This is a genomic window from Clostridium transplantifaecale (assembly GCF_900626075.1).
Classification (GTDB): Bacteria; Bacillota; Clostridia; order Lachnospirales; family Lachnospiraceae; genus Otoolea; species Otoolea transplantifaecalis.
In genome coordinates, this window is sequence record NZ_UYZY01000001.1 from 1,037,150 (window position 1) to 1,056,756 (window position 19,607).

Consider the following 19,607-nt stretch of genomic DNA (forward strand, 5'->3'; position numbering starts at 1 on the left):
TTCCGGTTTACCTGCTGCGGCCGATTTCCTTCGCCGTCTTATGAATCAGTTCGTCCGACGGGCTTTTCCGATCCACAGCCGACACTTCCATAATCAGACGGTACAGATTGATATTCTCCGCCTCGGCCGCTGCCCTGAATTTTTTCAGGAAGCTGGAATGGCAGCCCGACTTTCCAAGTACCAGATCAATCGGTTTCACGGGATTGTTGTAATGGAACGGTTTCATCGCCGGTTCCAGCCGGTTGTCGATAAAATCCAGTAGTCCGTATAAATCAATTTCCTCCATCTGACCGTACCTCTGCATCATCGCCACACAGATTTCTGTCGCAAGATTTCCGGCGCTCCTCGCCATGCCCATCAGTCCACAGTCCAGAATTGCCGCCCCATATTGATAGGCCGCTATAGCATTGGCCGCGGAAAGGCCCAGATTGTTATGGCAGTGGAACGCTACCGGAATCGATACCGCACAGCTGAGTTTTTCCGTATACTCTGCGACCTGCTCCGGAAGCATGGTGCCTGCGGAATCCATAATCGTAATCTCATCCAGACCGGCATCCTCCAGCTTTCTGCCCTCCTCGGCCAGCTCATCCGCGCTGAGAATATAGGCCTTCATCACCGAGTAAAATACCCGCATTCCACTTTTTCTAATGTCCTTAATCACCTTTACGGAAATCTCCCCATCCCCTGCATCGGCTCCTACTCTGAGGAAATGAAGCCCGCAGTCCTTTGCAAGCTCCACATTCTTTTCCCTGTAGCGCTTTGCATTCAAAAACATCCCGATCTCAGAGCCGCGGTTCAGATATTTTCTTGCAATGTCCAAATAAGTGAGGTCGGTTTCCGCGTCCGTAAACCCGGCTACTTCATAGGCCCCGATTCCTCCGGAATTTCCAATTTCTATGAGCGGAACCCCGCATGATGTCAGTCCGTCCAGAACCATATCCGTAATTTCGGCTGAAAAACCTTTCCCCACGACGTTCGCTCCATCCCTCAATGTACAGTCCATTAGGGTAACTTTCATTTGATATCCTCCGTCTCTTGTCATTTCTTTTTGAATATTTTTTTTCAGTTATATTTTTTATGTACTTTTTTATTCATATCTATTTTATAACATGACGGTTTTTATTTGTCAATAAAATTTTATGAATATTTTTATTCATTTTACTTTTTATCCGACTCTATCTAATTCTGCCGGAGGTTTTTATTTAATCAGGGAGTTTTGAAACCTTTTCTAAAATAAAAAAAGTCCAAAGACAATTCTGATGTCTTTAGACTTTCCTCTTCTAAATATAATTCTCTGTCCCTGCCCGTGTGCCTAAAACCTTCTATCTTTTCCCCGACAGGTACTCATCAATCCCGCGCGCCCCGGCACGTCCCGCCTCCATGGCAAGGATGACGGTCGCCGCACCGGTCACGGCATCTCCGCCCGCATAGACGCCCTCTTTCGTCGTCTTTCCATCCTTCTCATCGGCGATAATGCATTTCCAGCGGTTTACGGACAGGCCCTCCGTCGTGGCGGAGATCAGCGGGTTCGGGGACGTCCCAAGCGCCATGATCACTGTGTCGGCGTCGATCCTGAAATCCGATCCCGCCTGCTCAACCGGCCTTCTCCTTCCCGATTCATCCGGCTCGCCAAGTTCCATCCTCCGGCAGATGATGCCGCTCACCCAGCCGTTATCATCCGTCAGGATCTCCACCGGGTTGGTCAGGAGGTCGAACTTAATCCCCTCCTCCTTTGCATGGTGGACTTCCTCTGCCCTGGCCGGCAGCTCCTTCTCACTTCTCCTGTATACGATATGTACCTCGGCCCCAAGGCGCAGCGCCGTCCTGGCCGCGTCCATAGCCACGTTCCCGCCGCCGACTACCACCACGTTTTTCCCAATCATCAGCGGGGTGTCATAATCTTCCCGGAACGCCTTCATCAGGTTGCTCCTGGTCAGGTACTCATTAGCCGAGAACACCCCGTTGGCATTCTCCCCCGGGATCCCCATGAATTTCGGGAGGCCCGCCCCAGAACCGATAAATACGGCTTTGAAACCTTCCTCTTCCATCAGTTCATCGATGGTAACCGACTTCCCGATCACCACGTTTGTCTCGATCCTGACGCCCAGCTTCTTTACGTTGTCAATCTCCGGCTGGACCACATCCGCCTTCGGCAGACGGAACTCCGGGATTCCGTAAGTGAGCACGCCGCCCGCCTCATGGAGGGCCTCGAAAATAGTCACTTCATATCCCAGCTTTGCCAGGTCTCCGGCGCAGGTCAGGCCGCAGGGGCCGGAGCCGATCACGGCCACCTTCTTCCCGTTCGTCTTCTCCGGTGCCTCCGGCACAAAGCCGTGTTCCCTCGACCAGTCCGCCACAAACCGCTCCAGTTTGCCGATGGAGACCGGCTCCCCTTTGATTCCCCTGATGCAGAGCCCCTCACACTGGGTCTCCTGCGGGCAGACGCGGCCGCAGACGGCCGGGAGGGCCGACGCCCTGGCAATCACACGGGCCGCTTCTTCGAGCGCCCCGTTCTTCACCTCCTGGATAAACGCCGGGATGTCGATGGACACCGGGCAGCCAGCGATGCACTTTGCATTTTTGCAGTTTAAGCAGCGCTCCGCCTCCGCCATGGCCTCCTCTTTATTATAACCCAGGCACACCTCCTCAAAGTTGGCGGCGCGCACCTTTGGATCCTGTTCCCTTACCGGGACCTTTACCATCATGTCTCTCTTCGTTTCCATCTATTCTTCACCTCCGCAATGTCCGCATCCGCCGTGGTGGGTATCCCCCTCCTGAATCCTGAGCATGGCCCGGCCCTCCTGGGTGCGGTACAGCTGCTGGCGTTTCATGGCTTCGTCAAAGTTTACCAGATGGCCGTCGAATTCCGGGCCGTCCACGCAGGCGAATTTCACCTTGTCTCCCACCGTCACGCGGCAGGCCCCGCACATCCCCGTCCCGTCCACCATGATCGGGTTTAAGCTGACCACCGTCGGGATTGCCAGCTTCTTTGTCAGCAGACAGACGAATTTCATCATGATCATCGGGCCGATTGCCACACAGGTGTCGTATTTCTTCCCCTGGTTCTCCACCAGGTCCGTAATGACCTCGGTTACCATTCCCTTATGGCCAAAGCTTCCGTCATCAGTTGTTATGTAAAGGCTGCCCGCCTGTTTTTCCATCTCCTGCGTCAGGATCAGGAGGTCCTTTGTCTTGGAGCCCACGATGACGTCCACGTCAATGCCGTGCTCCTTCATCCATTTCACCTGCGGGTACACAGGGGCGGCGCCGACTCCTCCGGCTACAAAAAGGATTTTCTTTTTTTTCAGTGTCTCCGGGTCTTCTTTCACAAACTCGGACGGGTTTCCAAGGGGGCCGGCAAAATCGCGGAAGGCGTCCCCGGCCTTCAAATCACTCATCCGCTGTGTGGATGCGCCGACCGTCTGGAAGACAATCGTTACGCTTCCCTTCTCCCGGTCATAATCGCAAATGGTCAGAGGAACCCTCTCCCCTTCTTCATCTATCTTGACAATCACAAACTCACCCGGTTCGCAGGAACGTGCGATCCTGGGGGCTTCCACGACCATCAGATAAATTTTATCAGCCAGCTTTTCCGCTTTTAAAATCTGGTACATGTCATTTCTCCTCCGGTTACTGCTTACTCCGCAGCCGTAACCTCTACTGATTATTTTTGTTGTTATTACACGCAGAATCGGCAAAAAGCACCGTTTCACGCCATTACTATTCATTCTCTGTTCACTACAACTATGATTCTTGCTTTTCTCCCCATGGTGTTATAAAATTGAAAGAAAACCACAACTGTTCAGCGCCTTCATCGTTACCGCGCTGCTATGCGCAGGAACGGCCCAACCTGCCGTTTCACCCCGGCAAAATACGGAATTTTCATGCGAAAGCGCTCGAAAGCATTCCTCGCGGAACACTATCCTCCGGACAGTTACAAACAAACATACAAAGGAGAACTTCTATTGGCTTCCATTGAACTCTTTCTTCTGCAATCCCCGAAAATCATAATCGGTTCCTCTCCCTGCCAGCTTCCTTATCAGAAGGCCGAGGCTCTTCTGTATTATCTCGCTGTCGAAAAGAAATCCACCAGGGAACAGGCCGCCTCCCTTCTGTGGGACAACTGCGATGAGGCGGTAGCCAGGAAAAACCTGCGCCACGCCATCTACACGGTTAAAAAGGCCATCGGTGAAGAATGTATCCTCCCCTGCGGCCGTCAGGAGCTGGTTTTAAATCCGGAGCTTACTGTTTCCGTCGATTATGACCGTCTGGTCAAAGAAGAATGCCCGGACGCCTACAAAGGCGAGTTCTTGACAAGCTTTTATATCAAAGGCTCTCCCGCCTTTGAGGAATGGATGCTTGCGAAGCGGCAGTTCGCCCTCCATACTTATCTGGAACTCTTAAAGCGCCGTCTGGCTCTCCTCCCTCCTTCCGATGTGGAGGGGGCGGAAACACTGTTTGGCCTGTATATAGAACAGGAGCCTCTGGATGAGAATCTCTACCGCCTTATGATCGAACGCTATTTAAGCTGCGGTTTCTATTCAAAAGGAATCAAGCTCTACAACCGGCTGGCCCTGCTTTTTGAGAGGGAGCTCTCCGCCTCCCCGGGAAGAGAATTAAAAGAATTACACAGCCGTTTGCTGGATGCCCTTCAAGAAGAACGTCCACTGATGGAGCGTACGGACGAGGAACTGCCCGGACGCGAGTCTGAACTCCGCTTTCTCTCCGAAGCTTTCCGCAACTTCATCGGAGGCAAATCCACCTCCATCCTGCTGACCGGCGAGGATGGGAGCGGTAAAACCTGTCTGGCGGAATACTGTACCCGCGCCCTCTCGGAGCGCTCCTTCCTGGTTCTTCAGGCTCCCTGCCTGGAAACGGAAAAGGACGTACTGTTAAAACCCGTCAGCACGATGATCCTGCAGCTTCAGCCTCTGATTACGCCTTATCATCTGAAGGTGGATTCGGGCTATCTTGAGGCTGCTTCCCGGCTCTTTCCACTGTCGGGCACAATCGACACGGCCGCCTACAGCCTGCTGTTTAAGTTATTCTTCAGTATCGGGGAACAGATTCCTCTGGTCCTTTTTTTCGACAACATCCATTTTATGGATACGGCCAGCCTGGATTTTATCTCCCTGCTGATCCGCAGCCGGAACCCGAATATCCTGTTTCTTGCCACTTCACTGCCTCCCGTCGGCAGTCTGGAACATATCCTGCTGCCGCTCTGTGCAGAAAATGTCCTGCTGCATCTGGAAGTGAATCCCCCTACGGCCTCCGTATTCGGGAAAGCCGGACGGGAGGAAACCATTTTCCGGGGCCGTGTGCCGCTCTTAGACAGACTTAAAAACCTGACTTCCGCGGAGGAGGCCGTCCTGGAGCTCCTCTCCGCCTGTCAGTCCAGGGCAAATCTGGAGCTTTTCGAAGATCTCCTGAGAGAAGAGCCTCTTGATATCCTGGATGCATTAGAGCACCTGAAGAGCCTTGAAATAATCGAAGAAAGATCGGAACAGCAAAATCCCTATTTTCTTTTCCGCAACAACAGTATACGGAGAAGAATCTATGAAAGCATGTCGCTTTCCAGGCGCTGCTATTTCCACAAGATACTGGCCGAGCATCTGAAACACCTGGAGGTGTCCGGCAAAACCGATTACGAATGCCTGATTTACCACTACTGCCATGCCGGCAACCAGGCCATGGAACTGAAATGCCGCATTCTGGCCCTGGAAGAGTATGCCTCCAAAAACTATGAGCTTTATCCAATGCAGTATACTCCCCAAAGCCGGCTAAACGGCAGTATCCCTTCCTTCACCGGATACTGCAATATCCTGGAGGACCGCCTGCTCTCGCTGACGGAAAATGAAGCTTCTTCCATTCCGTTTTCCCGGCTGTACGCCCTTTTGCTGCGGACAAAAGCACAGTACTGCATTGCCCAGGGCGAATACAGGGAAGGCCTCGCAAGCCAGAAAAAAGCGCTGATGATTAACAGCCAGACCGACAATGATCCGCTTATGCGGATACGCTGCCTGCGTCTTGTCAATTTTTACCGGCTCAACATCTGGAGCACGGGAGATCTGGAACGTTCTCTCTCGGAGTGTCTAAGACTCGGGGCGGAGGGCGGATATGAGGAGGACTATGCCATCGACTGCCGCCTCTACGGCCTGTTTAAGGCCATGGAAGGGAATTACGCCGCCAGTCTGCGCTACTTAAAGCGGGCTCTGAGGATTTTTGCAAAATATCCGCTGAAATCGCGCGTCTATACCCTGAATATTGCCGGATGTTACAATTACATGGGGGAGACCTACCGCAAGCAGATGCAGTTTGCAAGAGCCGTCCAGTTCTATCAGAAAGCAATTGCCACCTGCGAATCGGCCCGCACAACGGGAAATGCGGTTTTCTATTCGAATCTCGGCCGCGCCCATCTGGCTCTTAGAAACAGGGAAGAAAGCGCCGATGCCTTTTACCGCTCCAACAGGCTCTTCAATGAATCCGCAGCGTTGATTGGGCGCTCCATTACTAAGGGATACGTGAGCATCCTGGAGGCGGAAAAAGGGAACTTTACCTCAGCAGGGGAGCTGATAAAGGAGGCCGGTGAGAGCGCCCGTCTCTTAAATTCCCCGAACTCACTCGGCCTTTTCGCTATCGCCTCACGTGAGCTGCTTCTGCGCTGGCCGGAAGAGTTTCCTTCTATATTAGCGCTGACGCCCGATGAATATAAAAATGAAGCGCTTGCCGCCCTGGCAAATATTCCGGGCGCTTATGAGATAAAAGAGTTATAGCTTACCGGACACAGAGTGCACAGTAACCGTGACAGCGTTACCGTCCGCAGCTCCGCAAATAGCGGCGGTGCTGCGGACGGCAATGAAAATTCATATAGTATGTCAGTTCTTTGAATATTCTTTTTTCCTGAAAAGGCTGCGAAGCAGCACCAGCCAGCCCCATGACACCGTGAATGCGGGGAGGGCCGAAAGAAGCGCTCCCTTAAGCGGTGATATCTCGGTAAACATGACCGGCCCGAAAAACATGATGAAAACGACCACCATCATCACAAACAGCGTTATCTTCTCCCGCATGGTTTTAGGCGGTGTCAGAAATATTTTTACAATGTCAATCTCCAGTCTTTCGGGTTCTTTTCTCATTTTTCTCCTCCTATGCGTTAGCCCGGGCCTCCGTCAGCCCGGCCGCCGGCTCTGTTTCCGGCAGCGCCGCCTCATCGTCATCTACTTCTTCTATAATTTTGTCAATAAAGAATACCTTGAATGTTGCCGCCAGCTGCAGGATAAATACCGGCAGTACACAGAATCCTCCGACGCCCGACAGGTATTTCACGCCTTCAACGCCCTGCTGTCCGCCGCCGAAGATTACCATGACGACGGAGATAATGCCGATGGATACGCCCCAGAGCACTTTCTGCCAGTTTGCAGGTTCCTTGTCGTAGCTGGATCCCTTTGTACATACCTGGGCAATGGTCGTGGACATTGTGTCCGCCGTGGTTGAGAATGCGGCGATCATGGTTATCATGACTAATGGAATGATAATGACGCTGAGCGGCATCTTTTTTAGCAGTTCCCAGAGTCCCGATACCGCAATGCCGTTCTGGATTGCCCCAATCAAATCCGCCTTTCCAATCTGCTGCCAGTTGAGGGCCGTGCCGCTCCATACAGAGAACCATACAAGGCCGAAAGAGGATGGTAAGATCCAGTTTACAATCATGAACTGCCGGATGGTTCTTCCGTAGGAAATCATGGCAAAAAATATCGCCATCAAAGGCGCGTATGCAATCCAGCATGCCCAGTCAAACATGGTCCACCATGTAACGAGCGCCTCGCCGTCAATGACATACGGGTCGAATCCCCAGCGTAAGAAGTGTTCTCCCCAGCTTGCCAGGCCCACATTCAGCATATTGCATATGTAAACGGTCGGTCCTGCTATAATCAGGAAGAATAAAAGCCCGTAGAAAATTTTCGTCGTGCCGTTGGCCAGCCATTTGATTCCCTTATCCAGTCCTGCTACGGAGGCAATAGTAAAGGTGGCCGTGATGATGATAAACAGGGTAATCCACACAATCGGTCCCTGGGCGATTCCATAAGCCGCTTCCAGTCCGGAACCAATCAGGGCAAGACCCATGCCGAGGTTGCTGGAAAGTCCCAGCGCCAGGGCTACAATCGATACCACGTCGATTACGTTGCGCCAGAAGCCGAATTTGATTTTCTGGCCGAACAGAGGCGTCAGGGACGCTGCAACCGAAAGTTCTTCTTTTCTGTTAAAATAGATATACGCCATCGCGCAGCCTACGATAGAATACATGGCATATGGGATAAAAGTCCAGTTATAGAATACCCTTCCCATACCAAAGTAAGCCGCTTCCTGTGTCAGAGGGGTAATTCCGGTCCCAGCCAGTTCCCCGTAGATACTTCCGTAATAAATCATAACTTCGTTTGCACCGTAAACAATGCAGCCCACGGCGATTCCGCCGGTCAGCGTCATGGCAAACCATGAACCGAAGGAATGCTTTGACCTCGCATTTTTTCCTCCGAACCTGACATTTCCAATCTTGGAAAATGTGAGGATAATTACAACCACCAGACAGAATATGGCAACCAACTGATACAGCCAGCCAAACGATTTTAACGACCATCCAAAGATTGCCGAACACATTTTGGTAAGCCAGTCATTTCTCAAAATACCCAGAAGCGCGCCTCCGCCGATGATCAAAAACGCCGGTAAAAACACACCCCATCTTACATCATCCTTTTTCTTACCCTCTCCACTCACTCTAACTACCTCCTAAATTTATTTAGATGCATCGCTGTTCACAGAACTTCAGTTTTTGCATGGCTGTGAATAGTAACATTGTATTCCTTTAAGAATTCATACGTCTTTTCAATATCACAGGACAGATTCCTGTCTTCGCAAAGAAACGGAACCACTTTGCGGTAGGCCTCGAACAGTTTCCTTGTCTCCTCCCCGAGGGACGGCGGTTTTCTCAAATCCACCGCCTGCGCCGCATGCATCAGTTCAATGGCGGCGATATAATAGAGATTGTCGATAATCTTTCTCATATTGCAGGACGCCATCGTGGCATTGGTCGCCAGATCCTCAATATGTCCGGCCATGCTCAGAAAATCCAGGGAACATGGGTTGGCATACATACGGTTCTCCGCATCGAGGCAGGAAAACGTCTTCTGAATCGTGCCGTATGCAATGACGGCCCCCTCCTCCGGCGTCAGGAAACGGTTCAGTTTTGTAAATCCCGGATCCCCGATCCGAAGGAGCTGCTGGCAGATCATCTTCGACATATGCGCCAGTCCTGTGGAAACCATCTCAACCGCCAGCACCCAGGACAGCGGTTCGAAGTTGGAACTGCCGCACATCCTGTCTTCCTCCGGGAGCAGGCAGGGATTGTCGTCCGTGGAGTTTAGCTCCGTTTCAAGCTGCTCCTCCGCATAAGTGAGGGCGTCCATTACCGCTCCCGTCACCGCACTCTGGCCCCTGAAACTTAACGGATCCTGCAGCGCCCTGTCCTCAGACGGATCAAAGAGATAACTTCCCTTTAAAATTTCGAGGCAGCTCTTTGCAGATTCAATCTGACCACCAAATCTGCGTTCCCGGTTCACAGACGGATCCATCGGATCCAGCACGCCGTTCAGTCCCTCGAGCGCCAGGCAGAATACCCTTCTGTACCGTTCGATAAACTGTCTGGCCTCGATTAACCCCAGGGAAGCGAAGGCTGCCCCCTGCGCATTGGACGATACGACGCCGAGCCCGTCTTTCGGTCCCAAGAGAAGCGGTTCAAGCCCTGCGGCCGCAAGAGCCTTGTCTCCGGTCATGCGCTCACCGCGGTACCAGGCCTCGCCCTCCCCGATGATAACAAGCCCGATACCCGACAGTGTGCCGATATCCGCCTCACCCACCGAGCCGCGTTTTTTCACAACCGGATGGATGCCGCGGTTTAAAAATTCCAGATAATACTCCACAATCTCAGCCGATACGCCGGTGTGTCCGCACAGGAAACCATTCAGGCGGACAGCCAGCATTGCGCGGACCTCCTCCTCGGTGCATTCCGGATCCACCCCTATCATGTGGCTTCTTAAAAGATTCCTGTTATAGCGGTCGTAAAACTGGGAAAATACCTTCTTGTCTTTATTCCAGCCCACTCCCCTGTTGAGGCCGTAGACTGCCACTCCCCTTTTATCAAGGGTAAATATCAGTTCTCTTGCCATGCGCACGCGTGACCATGATTCTTCCCCTATCTCCACGGACGCTCTGTGAACGGCAATCTGTTCCAGTTCCTTAAGGTTCAGCGTTTCCCCCGTCAGGCGTATCCTCCCCATTTCCATCTACCTGTTCCTCTCTTTCTCCAAAAATGCTATGATTTTCTCCGGTGTGGCCGGATAGTCGGCAAAATTCCCTCCCACTGCAAAATTGATCGCATTGATTGCAGCCGGCCCAGGCGCTACTGCCGCCAGTTCTCCAAGGCTCTTTCCTCCGTACGGGCCGTCCGGTTCCCCGTCTTCGATAAAGAGGGTTCTGACGGGAGGCATATCGGGAGCGTTGATCATATGGTATTTTGAAAAATTGCGGGTTTTGATTCCGCCTTTTTTGTCATATACCATCTCCTCGCACAGGGCCATTCCCAAGCTCATCTGTGCGCCTCCTTCCACCTGGCCTTCGGCCAGCGTCCGGTTCATGCACTGGCCCACATCGTGTACGGCCAGCAGGTCCGTCACTTCCACAAGACCCGTATACTTATCTACCTTCACCTCCGCAAATGCGCAGCTGTAGGAACCGGGGTTGGACGGCGGCTCATATTCCAGCTCCGCCCTCAGATAGCGTGAACATGCTTTCTCATACTCTTTCGCCACCTCACTGTAGGCTTTCGACTCTTCCCGGCAGAAGAGCTTCCCGTCCTCCGCCTTTATCTCATCCTTTTCCCATCCGTAGAGGACGCAGGCTGCCTTAATCAGCTTCTCAAACAGGGCCTCTCCCGTCTTCTGCACCGCCCTGCCGCATACGTAGGTGACACGGCTGGCCTGGGTTCCGGCGGCGTCGTACGGGGTAATGTAAGTATCGGCCTCATATACTTTAATCCGGTATACATCCATGTGAAGCGCCTCGGCGGCTATCTGCTGCATGGTCAGCACCGTTCCGCAGCCCTGGTCATGGATTCCCACCCTGACCTCCACCGAACCGTCCGGATGCATCATCATGTGCACATTGGTAAACTCGGGATAAGCCCCCTTGTAGCCGTTTCCGTGGGCCGCACAGGCCATTCCGACGCCCCATGCATAGCGGGAAGTATTCTTTTCCCTGACGTGTTCCCGTCTCTCCTTCCAGTTAAATGCCTCCATCCCCGTGCGGATACAATCCTCAATCCTGGTGTTGCCAAGGTTTGTGCCTCCCGTCGGATCCGGATCCATCGGCTGCGCCACGTTCTTTAAACGGAGCTCACAGGGGTCGATTCCAAGCTTTGCCGCCGCCTGATCCAGATTAATTTCAGTGATTGCATGAGCCTGGGGCGAACCGTATCCGCGGCAGGCGCCGCCCGGTATCGTATTGGTAAAATACGTCCTGACATGGCAGTCCTGGGCCTCCATCCGGTACATGCGGAACAGCTTTTTAGCCAGGGCCATCGCTACGGCCGAGGCATTTGTGTAATAAGCTCCTCCGTCCATATCGGCTTCAATCCTGCGCCCCAGAATCCGTCCATCCTTCGTAAGCGCCGTCTCCACCTGCATTTCACAGGCATTCCTGCTTCTGGTCCCGATTACGGACTCCGCGCGGTCCATGTAAAGCATCACCGGACGTTTCAGCGTATAGCAGGCAAACGCGCAGGCCGGTTCCACAACGGTCTGGCCTTTTCCGCCGAACGAACCGCCCATCGTCGCCTTGATGACGCGGACTTTCGTGTACGGAAGGCCCAGAAGGCTGCTGACATGGAAGCGGACCTGGTAAACGGTCTGGCAGGGTGTCCAGAGAACCAGATTGCCGTTCTCATCGATATCCGCCAGGGCGATATGAGCTTCCAGCGCCCCGTGGTGAATCTTCTGGGTGCTGCCCGAAGTGGCTACCACAACCTCCGCCTCCGTCTTCACCGCCTCGTAGTCTCCGAAAGATACCTTTTTTTCAAATGCAGGGGGCACCTCCGATTTCCTGGCGGCGGCCAGGCCAATCACGGGTTCTTCCTCCCCGTATGTAATTTCCACAAGGCCTGCCGCCTCTTCCGCGGCCTCTTTTGTCTCTCCCACGACAAGGGCGAGATGATCTCCCACAAAACGTGCCTTATCGCTCAGGATATACTGATCTTCCGGTGAATCGATACAGGCCGACCAGTTGTGGGGATTATAGGTTTTCTCCGGAACATCCTCAAATGTGTATACGGCCTTGATTCCCGGTACTGAAAGCGCTTTTGTCTTCTCTATCTTCACCGAAGCGCAGGCTTTTTCGCTGAGAACCAGTTTTGCATAAAGCATATCTTTTAGTTCCCGGTCACACGTGTATGTGCTCTTTCCCCGCGCCTTGTCGTAGGCGTCCTCCCGCACATACCGTTTTCCCACATATGTAAGTTCACTCACCTGGGTATTCCCCCTTCCGGTTTCATTTCTCTTGATTTTCTTCTTAGTTCTTCTCTCAATTTTTCCTGCTCCCTTATATCTTTAAGCGCGTCACAGATAATTCCAAGGGATGCCGGTTTCTTGTAATGTTTTGAACTTCTGTCCGGAATATTTTCCTCTATCTGGGCATAGACGGCTTCTTTCAGGAGATCTCCGTCAATCTGTTTAAGCTCCATTCCCTCCAGAACCTTTTCGACAAACGGGGAACGCCTTGCCTTCGGTCCTACCGCCCCTAAAAGTACGGAGACGTTTCTCATAATTCCGTTTTCCACATCGGTCCTGATGCAGACATTCACCTTGGAGATAGCCACCGCTTTTCTGGAACCCACTTTCGCAAATCCCGAAACGGCATCCGACTTTTTAAATTCAAAGCTTAAAATGACATCCGTCTCCCCGAGGGCCGTTTTCCCAAGTCCCTTTACAAACTCATCTACGGCACATGATCTCACTTCGCCCGTGCCGTTGCATATCTGCGCCCTGGACTCGTAAGCCAGGACCACAGGAGTCAGGTCGGAGCTCTGTGAGGCATTGGCTACGTTTCCTCCTATCGTCGCCCTGTTCCTTATCTGGGTGGAACCAACCATGGAGGCCGCTTTGGCAAGGGCCGGTAGATACCGTCTTACTGCTTCGCTCCGTTCCAGTTCATCCATGGTTACGGCGGCGCCGATGATTACCGCGTCATCCGTCTCTTCTATCGCGGCCATCTCCTCCATATGGGTCAAATCAATGAGGGAATAATGGAACTGCTTCTTTTCACGCAGCCTGATCATCAAATCCGTTCCGCCCGCACACAGCCAGGCTCCGTTTTTCTCTTTGAGGGCCGCCACCAGCTCCTCTCTCGTTTCCGGCATTAGAAAACTCAATTTAATCCCTCCTCTGCGGCCGCCCTGACCGCCGCCTTTATTTTTTCGTACCCCGTGCACCTGCAGAGGTTGCCTTCAATCGCTCTTTTAATCTGTTCATCCGTCGGGTTCGGGTATTCCATCATCAGAGCTTTGCATGAGAGTATCATGCCGGGAGTGCAGAACCCGCACTGGATAGCCCCGTTCTCAATAAAGGCTTTCTGGAGGATATCCAGCTCCCCGTCCTTCTCCAGCCCCTCAATGGTCACAATCTCTTTTCCCATTACCTGGCCTGTAAAAACGGTACAGCTCGTCACGGCTTTTCCGTCCAGAAGCACGGTACAGGCTCCGCATTCTCCTTCCCCGCATCCTTCCTTTACTCCCTTAAGTCCGCAGTCATCCCGCAGAAAATCCAGAAGCCTCCTGCAGGGGTCCACCTCTTTCTCTACCTTCTCGCCATTGATTGTACAAACTAAATTCATATGCCACCTCAATTACCGGTCCGCTCGGGAATCCGGTCTTTTTTCTTATCGTTGAATTCAGTATAGCAAAGCAGCGTTGAAAAAACGTTGAAAATCAAAAACGGCTTTATAAAAAACGGAAAAAAACGTGATTCGCTTACAAAATATCTCCCGTTTTAACGGTTCCGATTGCCAAATCAGGAACGTAATTACAGCCTTTTTTATTTCCCCAGGATTTGTCTTGTAGTTGTTTTCAGAAACAACTCGTAAGTATTTTCTCCTTGTTTTTGTCTATTTTGTATATTTTTTTGTTCATTTTTATCCATTATCTTAACTCTCATTGTCATATTCCACAGTTTTTCATTCGGATATTGATAATTTGTAACAAAAGGTGATATACTCGATTCAATTCCGGCAGACAAATCCTCCACAAAATGAAACGGTGGACAGCAAAAGCAGATAATATCCGGAAAATCGCTACATGAAAAATTTCACTGAATCACTGAGAGTGAGAAAGAGGCAACTCATGAATCCATCTACGACATTTACCGCCGTCATTGCGGCGGCCGGTTTATCCTCACGCATGGGCGCTTTTAAACCCACGCTCCCGCTGGGGAACGACAGCATTTCACGCAGGCTGATCCGGGCCTTTATCAGAGCAGGCTCTCTCCCTGTCACGGTAGTAACCGGTTTTATGGCCGAAGACCTGGCGGAACATCTGAAGGATCTTCCCGTCCGTCTGGTACATAACAAAAACTATGAAACATCGCACATGTTCGACTCCCTGAGCCTGGGACTCCGCTCCCTGATGGCCGCAAATCCTGCGCTTCCCGATAAAATTTTTCTCTGTCCGGCTGATATGCCGCTTATTTCCCCCGAAACAATCTCCCTGATGGCCGGCCAGGAGGCCGGTGTCATTATCCCTGTCTGCGAGGGGCGGAAAGGCCATCCGGTCTGTATCTCCAAAACGCTCCTCCCCGCCCTCCTGTCACACGACGGCACGGACGGGCTGCGCGGCGCGCTTAAGCCATTTTCCGGGGAGGTTTTCCATCTCCCTGTTGATGATGCCGGAATCCTCACGGATGCCGATACAATGGATGATTACCGTAAGATCCGGAAACTTTTCGGGGAGGTGGATTCATGAGCTGCCCCTCCTTTTACGCACTGATAGCCGCGGCAGGAAAACCGCGGCGCAAAGACGGATTCCAGGTGTCCGATCCGCTGGGCTCCCTGTCCGTCATACGAAGAATCATCCATACCTTCCGCCAGGCGGGAGCTGCCGAAATTATCGTCATTACCGGCTATCACGCAAAGGAACTGGAGCGTCATCTGGCGCGCAGCGGCGTCATCTGCCTCAGGAATGACGACTGGGAGAATTCCGATATGATGGCCTCCGTGCGGATGGGGCTTTCCTATCTCTCCCCCACCCCCGGACCCGTTCTGTTCACACCGGCCGACATCCCGCTTTTTACCATGTCGACCGTGCTTCACCTGCTTAACAGCGGAGCCGATTTCGCCGTCCCGCAGGCAGACGGAAAAAGCGGTCATCCCCTGTATCTCGGTACAAAAATCCAGCCGTTTCTGAGCCGCTACGAAGAAGACGGGGGACTGCGCGAGGCCCTCAGGCGTTCCGGTTTTCCCCGGACCCTTGTCCATGTCCCTGATGAGGGAGTCCTCTATGACGCGGAGCTTTCCGGAGATTTCGATGAACTCCTGGAACGCCACAGGAGACAGCCGTTTCTTCCCCTGGTGAGTGTTTCCCTGGAACGTGAATCCCCGTTTTTCGACAGGACCAGCGCCATGCTTCTGCGCCTGATCGCTCAGACCGGCTCCGTCAAAAAGGCCTGCGCCCTGATGGGCCTCTCCTACAGCAAGGGCTGGGATATTTTAAACGAACTGGAGCTTCAGGCCGGCATTACGGCCATCAACCGCAGGCCGGGCGGCAGCGACGGCGGAGCCACCACACTGACGGCGGAAGGAAAGGAATTTCTCGAGCAATTTACCGCCTACGAAGCAGAAGTTATCTCACTGGCCAAAGAGTGCTTCGGCCGGTTTTTCAATTCAAAGGAGGACTGACAATGAATGAAACAACACTCTATCTCTCTTCCCTCCTTCGGGAGCTGGAAAACGGACATGATGTGATGTCCGTAACCGTTATAGAAAGCCTGGGTTCGGCCCCCAGAGGAGCCGGAGCCAGAATGCTCACCGGCGAAAAAGGCCGTATCTGCGGGACGGTCGGAGGCGGTCCCATTGAATACGAGGCAGAACAGGAAGCCGGAAGACTTCTCTTAACAAAATCCTCAGCCAGAAGGCAGTACGATCTGTCCAGCCAGGCCTCCCCGGTTGGGATGATCTGCGGAGGAAGCGTAAAAACGGCGTTCCATTATATAAGCGCCGGGCGGGAGGATATAAAGTCTCTCTGCCGCTCCGCCCTCACTCTCTTTAAGACTCCCGGTTCTCTGTGGCTCATACTGGAGCTTCCTCCTTCATCCGGGGAGGAAAACACCGGTGGGGAAAACATGTGGATCTACACCCCCTCGTCTTCTGTGCCCGGTGAGTTATCCACTGAGCCGGCTGCCGGTTCATTCTCTGAGTTGGCGGCCGTTCCGCCTTCTGAACCGTCTGCCGTTCCGCCTTCTGAACTGGCTGCCGCTGTCGCGGAGCGCTGCAGACTAAAGCAGCCCGGCATTATTACGTGCGGGGAACAGGAATTTTATCTGGAACTAATCTCGGCAGACAGCCTGGTGCATCTATTCGGCGGGGGACATGTGGCCCGGGAACTGGTGCCGCTACTCTCTAAATCAGGCTTCTCCTGCGCCGTATACGACGACCGGGAGGAATACTTAAAACAGGAGGATTTTCCCGATGCCTTTGGCACAGCAGTTGTCTCATTTGACAAATTGGAGGGCTGCCTCTTTCCCGCCGCGGAAAATTATTTTGTCATTATGACAAGGGGCCATGTATTCGATCTCCAGGCACAGGCCTTTGCTATGAAATCTCCCGCCGCCTACATCGGAGTCATGGGCAGCAGAAAGAAAAAAGCCTATCTGACCGAAGCGCTCTTAAAAGCGGGATTTAGCCGGGAGGAACTGGATTTCGTCCATGCCCCAATCGGGCTTGATATCGGAGCTGATACCCCGGCCGAGATAGCGGTGAGCATTGCCGCCGAACTCATTCAGGTACGGAGCCTAAGGAGCGTTGAAAGCGCCGTAAAAAAGGAGGGAAACCAATGAAATTAATAAAAACCGAGGATGCCGCCGGCTGTGTGCTCTGCCACGACATCACCCAGATTATCAAAGGCGTCACAAAGGATGCCGTGTTCCGTAAGGGGCATATTGTGACGGAGGAAGATATTCCCGTGCTCTTAAGTGTGGGAAAAGAACACCTCTACATATGGGAAAAAGACGAACACATGCTGCATGAAAATGAGGCGGCGGAGCTCCTCTGCAGCATCTGCATGAATGACGGAATGGAGCGTTCCGCCGTCAAGGAGGGAAAAATCGAGCTGGCCGCAGCAGCCGACGGACTTTTTAAAATCCGCAGGGACAAACTGAGAGCCGTCAATTCGCTGGGTCAGATGATGATTGCCTGCCGCCACGGAGACACGGTAGTAAGGGCGGGCGATAAGCTGCTGGGAACCAGAATTATCCCCCTTGTCATTGAAAAAGAAATCATGGAGAAGGCAAAAGAAGCGGCCGGAAATGAACCCCTCTTCTCCATTCTTCCCTTTACCCTGAAAAAAGCCGGGCTTATCACCACAGGAAATGAAGTTTACCGCGGCAGGATCAAAGATACTTTTTCTCCGGTCATCGAAGAAAAGCTCCGTGAGTTTGACGCCGAAATCGTTTCACACATCACGCTGCCAGATGAACCCGACCAGATTACGGAAGCAATCCTCACTCTGATCGGCGAGGGGGCCGATCTTGTCTGCTGCACTGGAGGAATGAGTGTGGATCCCGATGATATGACGCCCCTGGCTATCAAAAATACGGGAGCCCGCATTGTCTCATACGGCGCTCCGGTGCTTCCGGGCGCCATGTTCTTACTGGCCTACTATGAGAAGAACGGCCGCTCCATTCCCATCGTTGGACTTCCGGGCTGCGTCATGTATGCCAGGCGGACCATCTTTGATCTCGTGCTCCCGCGCCTGATAGCGGAGGATCCCGTTTCCAGGGAAGAACTTGATGCCCTCGGGGAAGGCGGCCTGTGCCTCTCCTGCCCTGTCTGTACATTTCCGAACTGCGGCTTCGGCAAGGGGGTGTAACAATGGAATTTACTCATTTTGACGAAAACGGCAATGCCGTAATGGTGGATGTGGGGGAAAAGGCCGTAACGGACCGTGAAGCCTCCGCTGCAGGCAAAATCTCCATGAGCCGGGAATGCTTTGAACTTTTAAAGGCGGGACGGATGAAAAAGGGCGATGTATTGGGCGTCGCAAGGATTGCGGGCATCATGGCCCTCAAACAGACCTCTAAGCTGATACCGCTCTGCCATCTTTTAAATCTGACCCACGCGGAAATTTCATTTTCTTTAAACGAGGCTGCGTGTGAGGTCGGGGCAGTGTGCACGGTCCGTACCGCCGGAAAGACGGGTGTGGAGATGGAGGCGCTGACCGGCGTGTCGGTTGCGCTCCTCACCGTCTATGATATGTGCAAAGCAGTCGACAAGACCATGACAATCGGAGAAATCTGCCTTCTCCACAAATCAGGAGGAAAAAGCGGTGTGTTTGAAAGACCCTTACGGTAGAATCATCGATTATCTGCGCGTCTCCATCACGGACCGCTGCAATTTAAACTGTGCTTACTGCAGACCCGGCAATGCTCCGTTTCTGGATGAGAAAGAGCTGTTAACAACAGAAGAAATCCTCACTTTCTGCCGGGAGGCCGCCCTGCTCGGGATACGCCATCTGAGGATCACCGGAGGGGAACCGCTTCTTAGGGACGGCTGCTTAAGCCTCATAAAGGATTTAAAGGCGCTGCCCGGAATTGAAAGCGTTACAATGACTACCAACGGCACCCTTTTAAACCGCTGTCTGGCCGGACTGAAAGAGGCCGGGATTGACGGAATCAATATCAGTATGGATACGCTGAACGAAGAGCATTATGCCGCCCTCACCGGCGCTCCGCTGCTGCCTGTACTCCTTGACGCAATCCGTGAAACCGTTTCATACGGTATACCGGTCAAGATTAATTCCGTGCTTATGGATGGACGCATTCCCGTCACGGACTATCTGGAGCTGGCCGAATTTCCCCGCAGCCTTCCGGTGGATGTCCGTTTTATAGAGGCTATGCCCCTTGGCAATTCTTCGCCTCCCGCCCTGGATCACAGGAAACTCTTATCCCTGCTCTCCTCGCGGTATCCCGGCATAGAGCGCCTTAATACGGCCCGCGGGTTCGGCCCTGCCGTCTATTACGCCATCCCCGGTTTTTCCGGCTGTATTGGCTTTATAAACGCCGTACACGGCAATTTCTGCGGACAGTGCAACCGGATACGGCTGACGGCAAGAGGCATTCTTAAAAGCTGTCTCGGCTATGAGGGCACCATCTGCATCAAACCGCTTTTCGGGGCAGCAGGGAGCGAAAACGCTCTCCGTCAGGCCCTGCTTACCGCTGTCGCGGAAAAACCGTCCTGTCATCATTTCGGTGAAAATCACCGCTATGCCGAGCGGGACAACATGTCAAAAATAGGAGGCTGAC

At 52.9% G+C, this 19,607-nt stretch carries 16 protein-coding genes; 7 read left to right on the top strand and 9 right to left on the bottom strand.

Going from position 1 to position 19,607, the window contains the following annotated elements:
* Positions 1–7 precede the first annotated feature (7 nt).
* From EJL91_RS04455 to EJL91_RS04465, 3 genes are all read right to left on the bottom strand, one after another.
* Positions 8–1,018 carry a beta/alpha barrel domain-containing protein gene (locus EJL91_RS04455; RefSeq protein WP_125140736.1) on the bottom strand — a complete coding sequence of 337 codons (1,011 nt, stop codon included), beginning with the start codon at positions 1,016–1,018 and terminating at the stop codon, positions 8–10.
* Between the two features lie 304 nt (positions 1,019–1,322).
* Positions 1,323–2,723, bottom strand: coding sequence for an NADPH-dependent glutamate synthase (gene gltA, locus EJL91_RS04460; RefSeq protein ID WP_125140737.1), 1,401 nt, complete (start codon positions 2,721–2,723; stop codon positions 1,323–1,325).
* Complete coding sequence (locus EJL91_RS04465; RefSeq protein ID WP_125140738.1) at positions 2,724–3,614, bottom strand: sulfide/dihydroorotate dehydrogenase-like FAD/NAD-binding protein; 891 nt, start codon at positions 3,612–3,614, stop codon at positions 2,724–2,726. It abuts the gene before it with no gap.
* A 351-nt stretch (positions 3,615–3,965) separates the two neighbouring features.
* Here EJL91_RS04465 and EJL91_RS04470 point away from each other — a divergent pair, with 351 nt between their 5' ends.
* Positions 3,966–6,773, top strand: a complete 2,808-nt coding sequence (locus EJL91_RS04470) for an AAA family ATPase (protein WP_125140739.1) — start codon at positions 3,966–3,968, stop codon at positions 6,771–6,773.
* Between the two features lie 102 nt (positions 6,774–6,875).
* Here the strand turns inward: EJL91_RS04470 and EJL91_RS04475 are convergent, their stop codons facing one another.
* From EJL91_RS04475 to EJL91_RS04500, 6 genes are read right to left on the bottom strand one after another with little or no spacing between them, the layout of a single operon-like run.
* Positions 6,876–7,133, bottom strand: a complete 258-nt coding sequence (locus EJL91_RS04475) for a hypothetical protein (protein ID WP_125140740.1) — start codon at positions 7,131–7,133, stop codon at positions 6,876–6,878.
* Between the two features lie 10 nt (positions 7,134–7,143).
* Positions 7,144–8,769 (bottom strand): BCCT family transporter, encoded by a 1,626-nt coding sequence (locus tag EJL91_RS04480; protein WP_125140741.1) that lies wholly within the window; start codon positions 8,767–8,769, stop codon positions 7,144–7,146.
* 38 nt (positions 8,770–8,807) lie between these two features.
* Complete coding sequence (locus EJL91_RS04485) at positions 8,808–10,334, bottom strand: HAL/PAL/TAL family ammonia-lyase (RefSeq protein ID WP_125140742.1); 1,527 nt, start codon at positions 10,332–10,334, stop codon at positions 8,808–8,810.
* Positions 10,335–12,569 (bottom strand): xanthine dehydrogenase family protein molybdopterin-binding subunit, encoded by a 2,235-nt coding sequence (locus EJL91_RS04490; protein ID WP_125140743.1) that lies wholly within the window; start codon positions 12,567–12,569, stop codon positions 10,335–10,337.
* Positions 12,566–13,471, bottom strand: coding sequence for an FAD binding domain-containing protein (locus EJL91_RS04495; protein WP_125140744.1), 906 nt, complete (start codon positions 13,469–13,471; stop codon positions 12,566–12,568). Before EJL91_RS04495 ends, EJL91_RS04490 begins: the two co-directional genes overlap by 4 nt.
* The gene (locus EJL91_RS04500) at positions 13,468–13,932 is read right to left on the bottom strand and encodes a (2Fe-2S)-binding protein (RefSeq protein ID WP_125140745.1); all 465 of its coding nucleotides are present in this window, start codon (positions 13,930–13,932) and stop codon (positions 13,468–13,470) included. The genes EJL91_RS04495 and EJL91_RS04500 overlap by 4 nt, the downstream gene beginning before the upstream one ends.
* A 505-nt stretch (positions 13,933–14,437) precedes the next feature.
* On the opposite strand from EJL91_RS04500, the gene EJL91_RS04505 reads away from it, so the two are divergent.
* The 6 genes from EJL91_RS04505 to moaA are packed head-to-tail and all read left to right on the top strand — an operon-like array spanning position 14,438 to position 19,606.
* Entirely contained in the window at positions 14,438–15,055 is a 618-nt protein-coding gene (locus tag EJL91_RS04505) for a nucleotidyltransferase family protein (protein ID WP_125140746.1), read from the top strand.
* The gene (locus EJL91_RS04510; RefSeq protein WP_125140747.1) at positions 15,052–15,987 is read left to right on the top strand and encodes an NTP transferase domain-containing protein; all 936 of its coding nucleotides are present in this window, start codon (positions 15,052–15,054) and stop codon (positions 15,985–15,987) included. Before EJL91_RS04505 ends, EJL91_RS04510 begins: the two co-directional genes overlap by 4 nt.
* Positions 15,988–15,989: 2 nt before the next feature.
* Positions 15,990–17,144, top strand: a complete 1,155-nt coding sequence (locus EJL91_RS04515) for an XdhC family protein (RefSeq protein ID WP_125140748.1) — start codon at positions 15,990–15,992, stop codon at positions 17,142–17,144.
* Positions 17,141–18,175 carry a molybdopterin-binding protein gene (locus EJL91_RS04520; RefSeq protein ID WP_125140749.1) on the top strand — a complete coding sequence of 345 codons (1,035 nt, stop codon included), beginning with the start codon at positions 17,141–17,143 and terminating at the stop codon, positions 18,173–18,175. The genes EJL91_RS04515 and EJL91_RS04520 overlap by 4 nt, the downstream gene beginning before the upstream one ends.
* 2 nt (positions 18,176–18,177) lie before the next feature.
* Positions 18,178–18,657, top strand: a complete 480-nt coding sequence (moaC, locus tag EJL91_RS04525; protein ID WP_125140750.1) for a cyclic pyranopterin monophosphate synthase MoaC — start codon at positions 18,178–18,180, stop codon at positions 18,655–18,657.
* Positions 18,632–19,606, top strand: coding sequence for a GTP 3',8-cyclase MoaA (gene moaA / locus EJL91_RS04530; RefSeq protein WP_125140751.1), 975 nt, complete (start codon positions 18,632–18,634; stop codon positions 19,604–19,606). Before moaC ends, moaA begins: the two co-directional genes overlap by 26 nt.
* Position 19,607 lies beyond the last annotated feature (1 nt).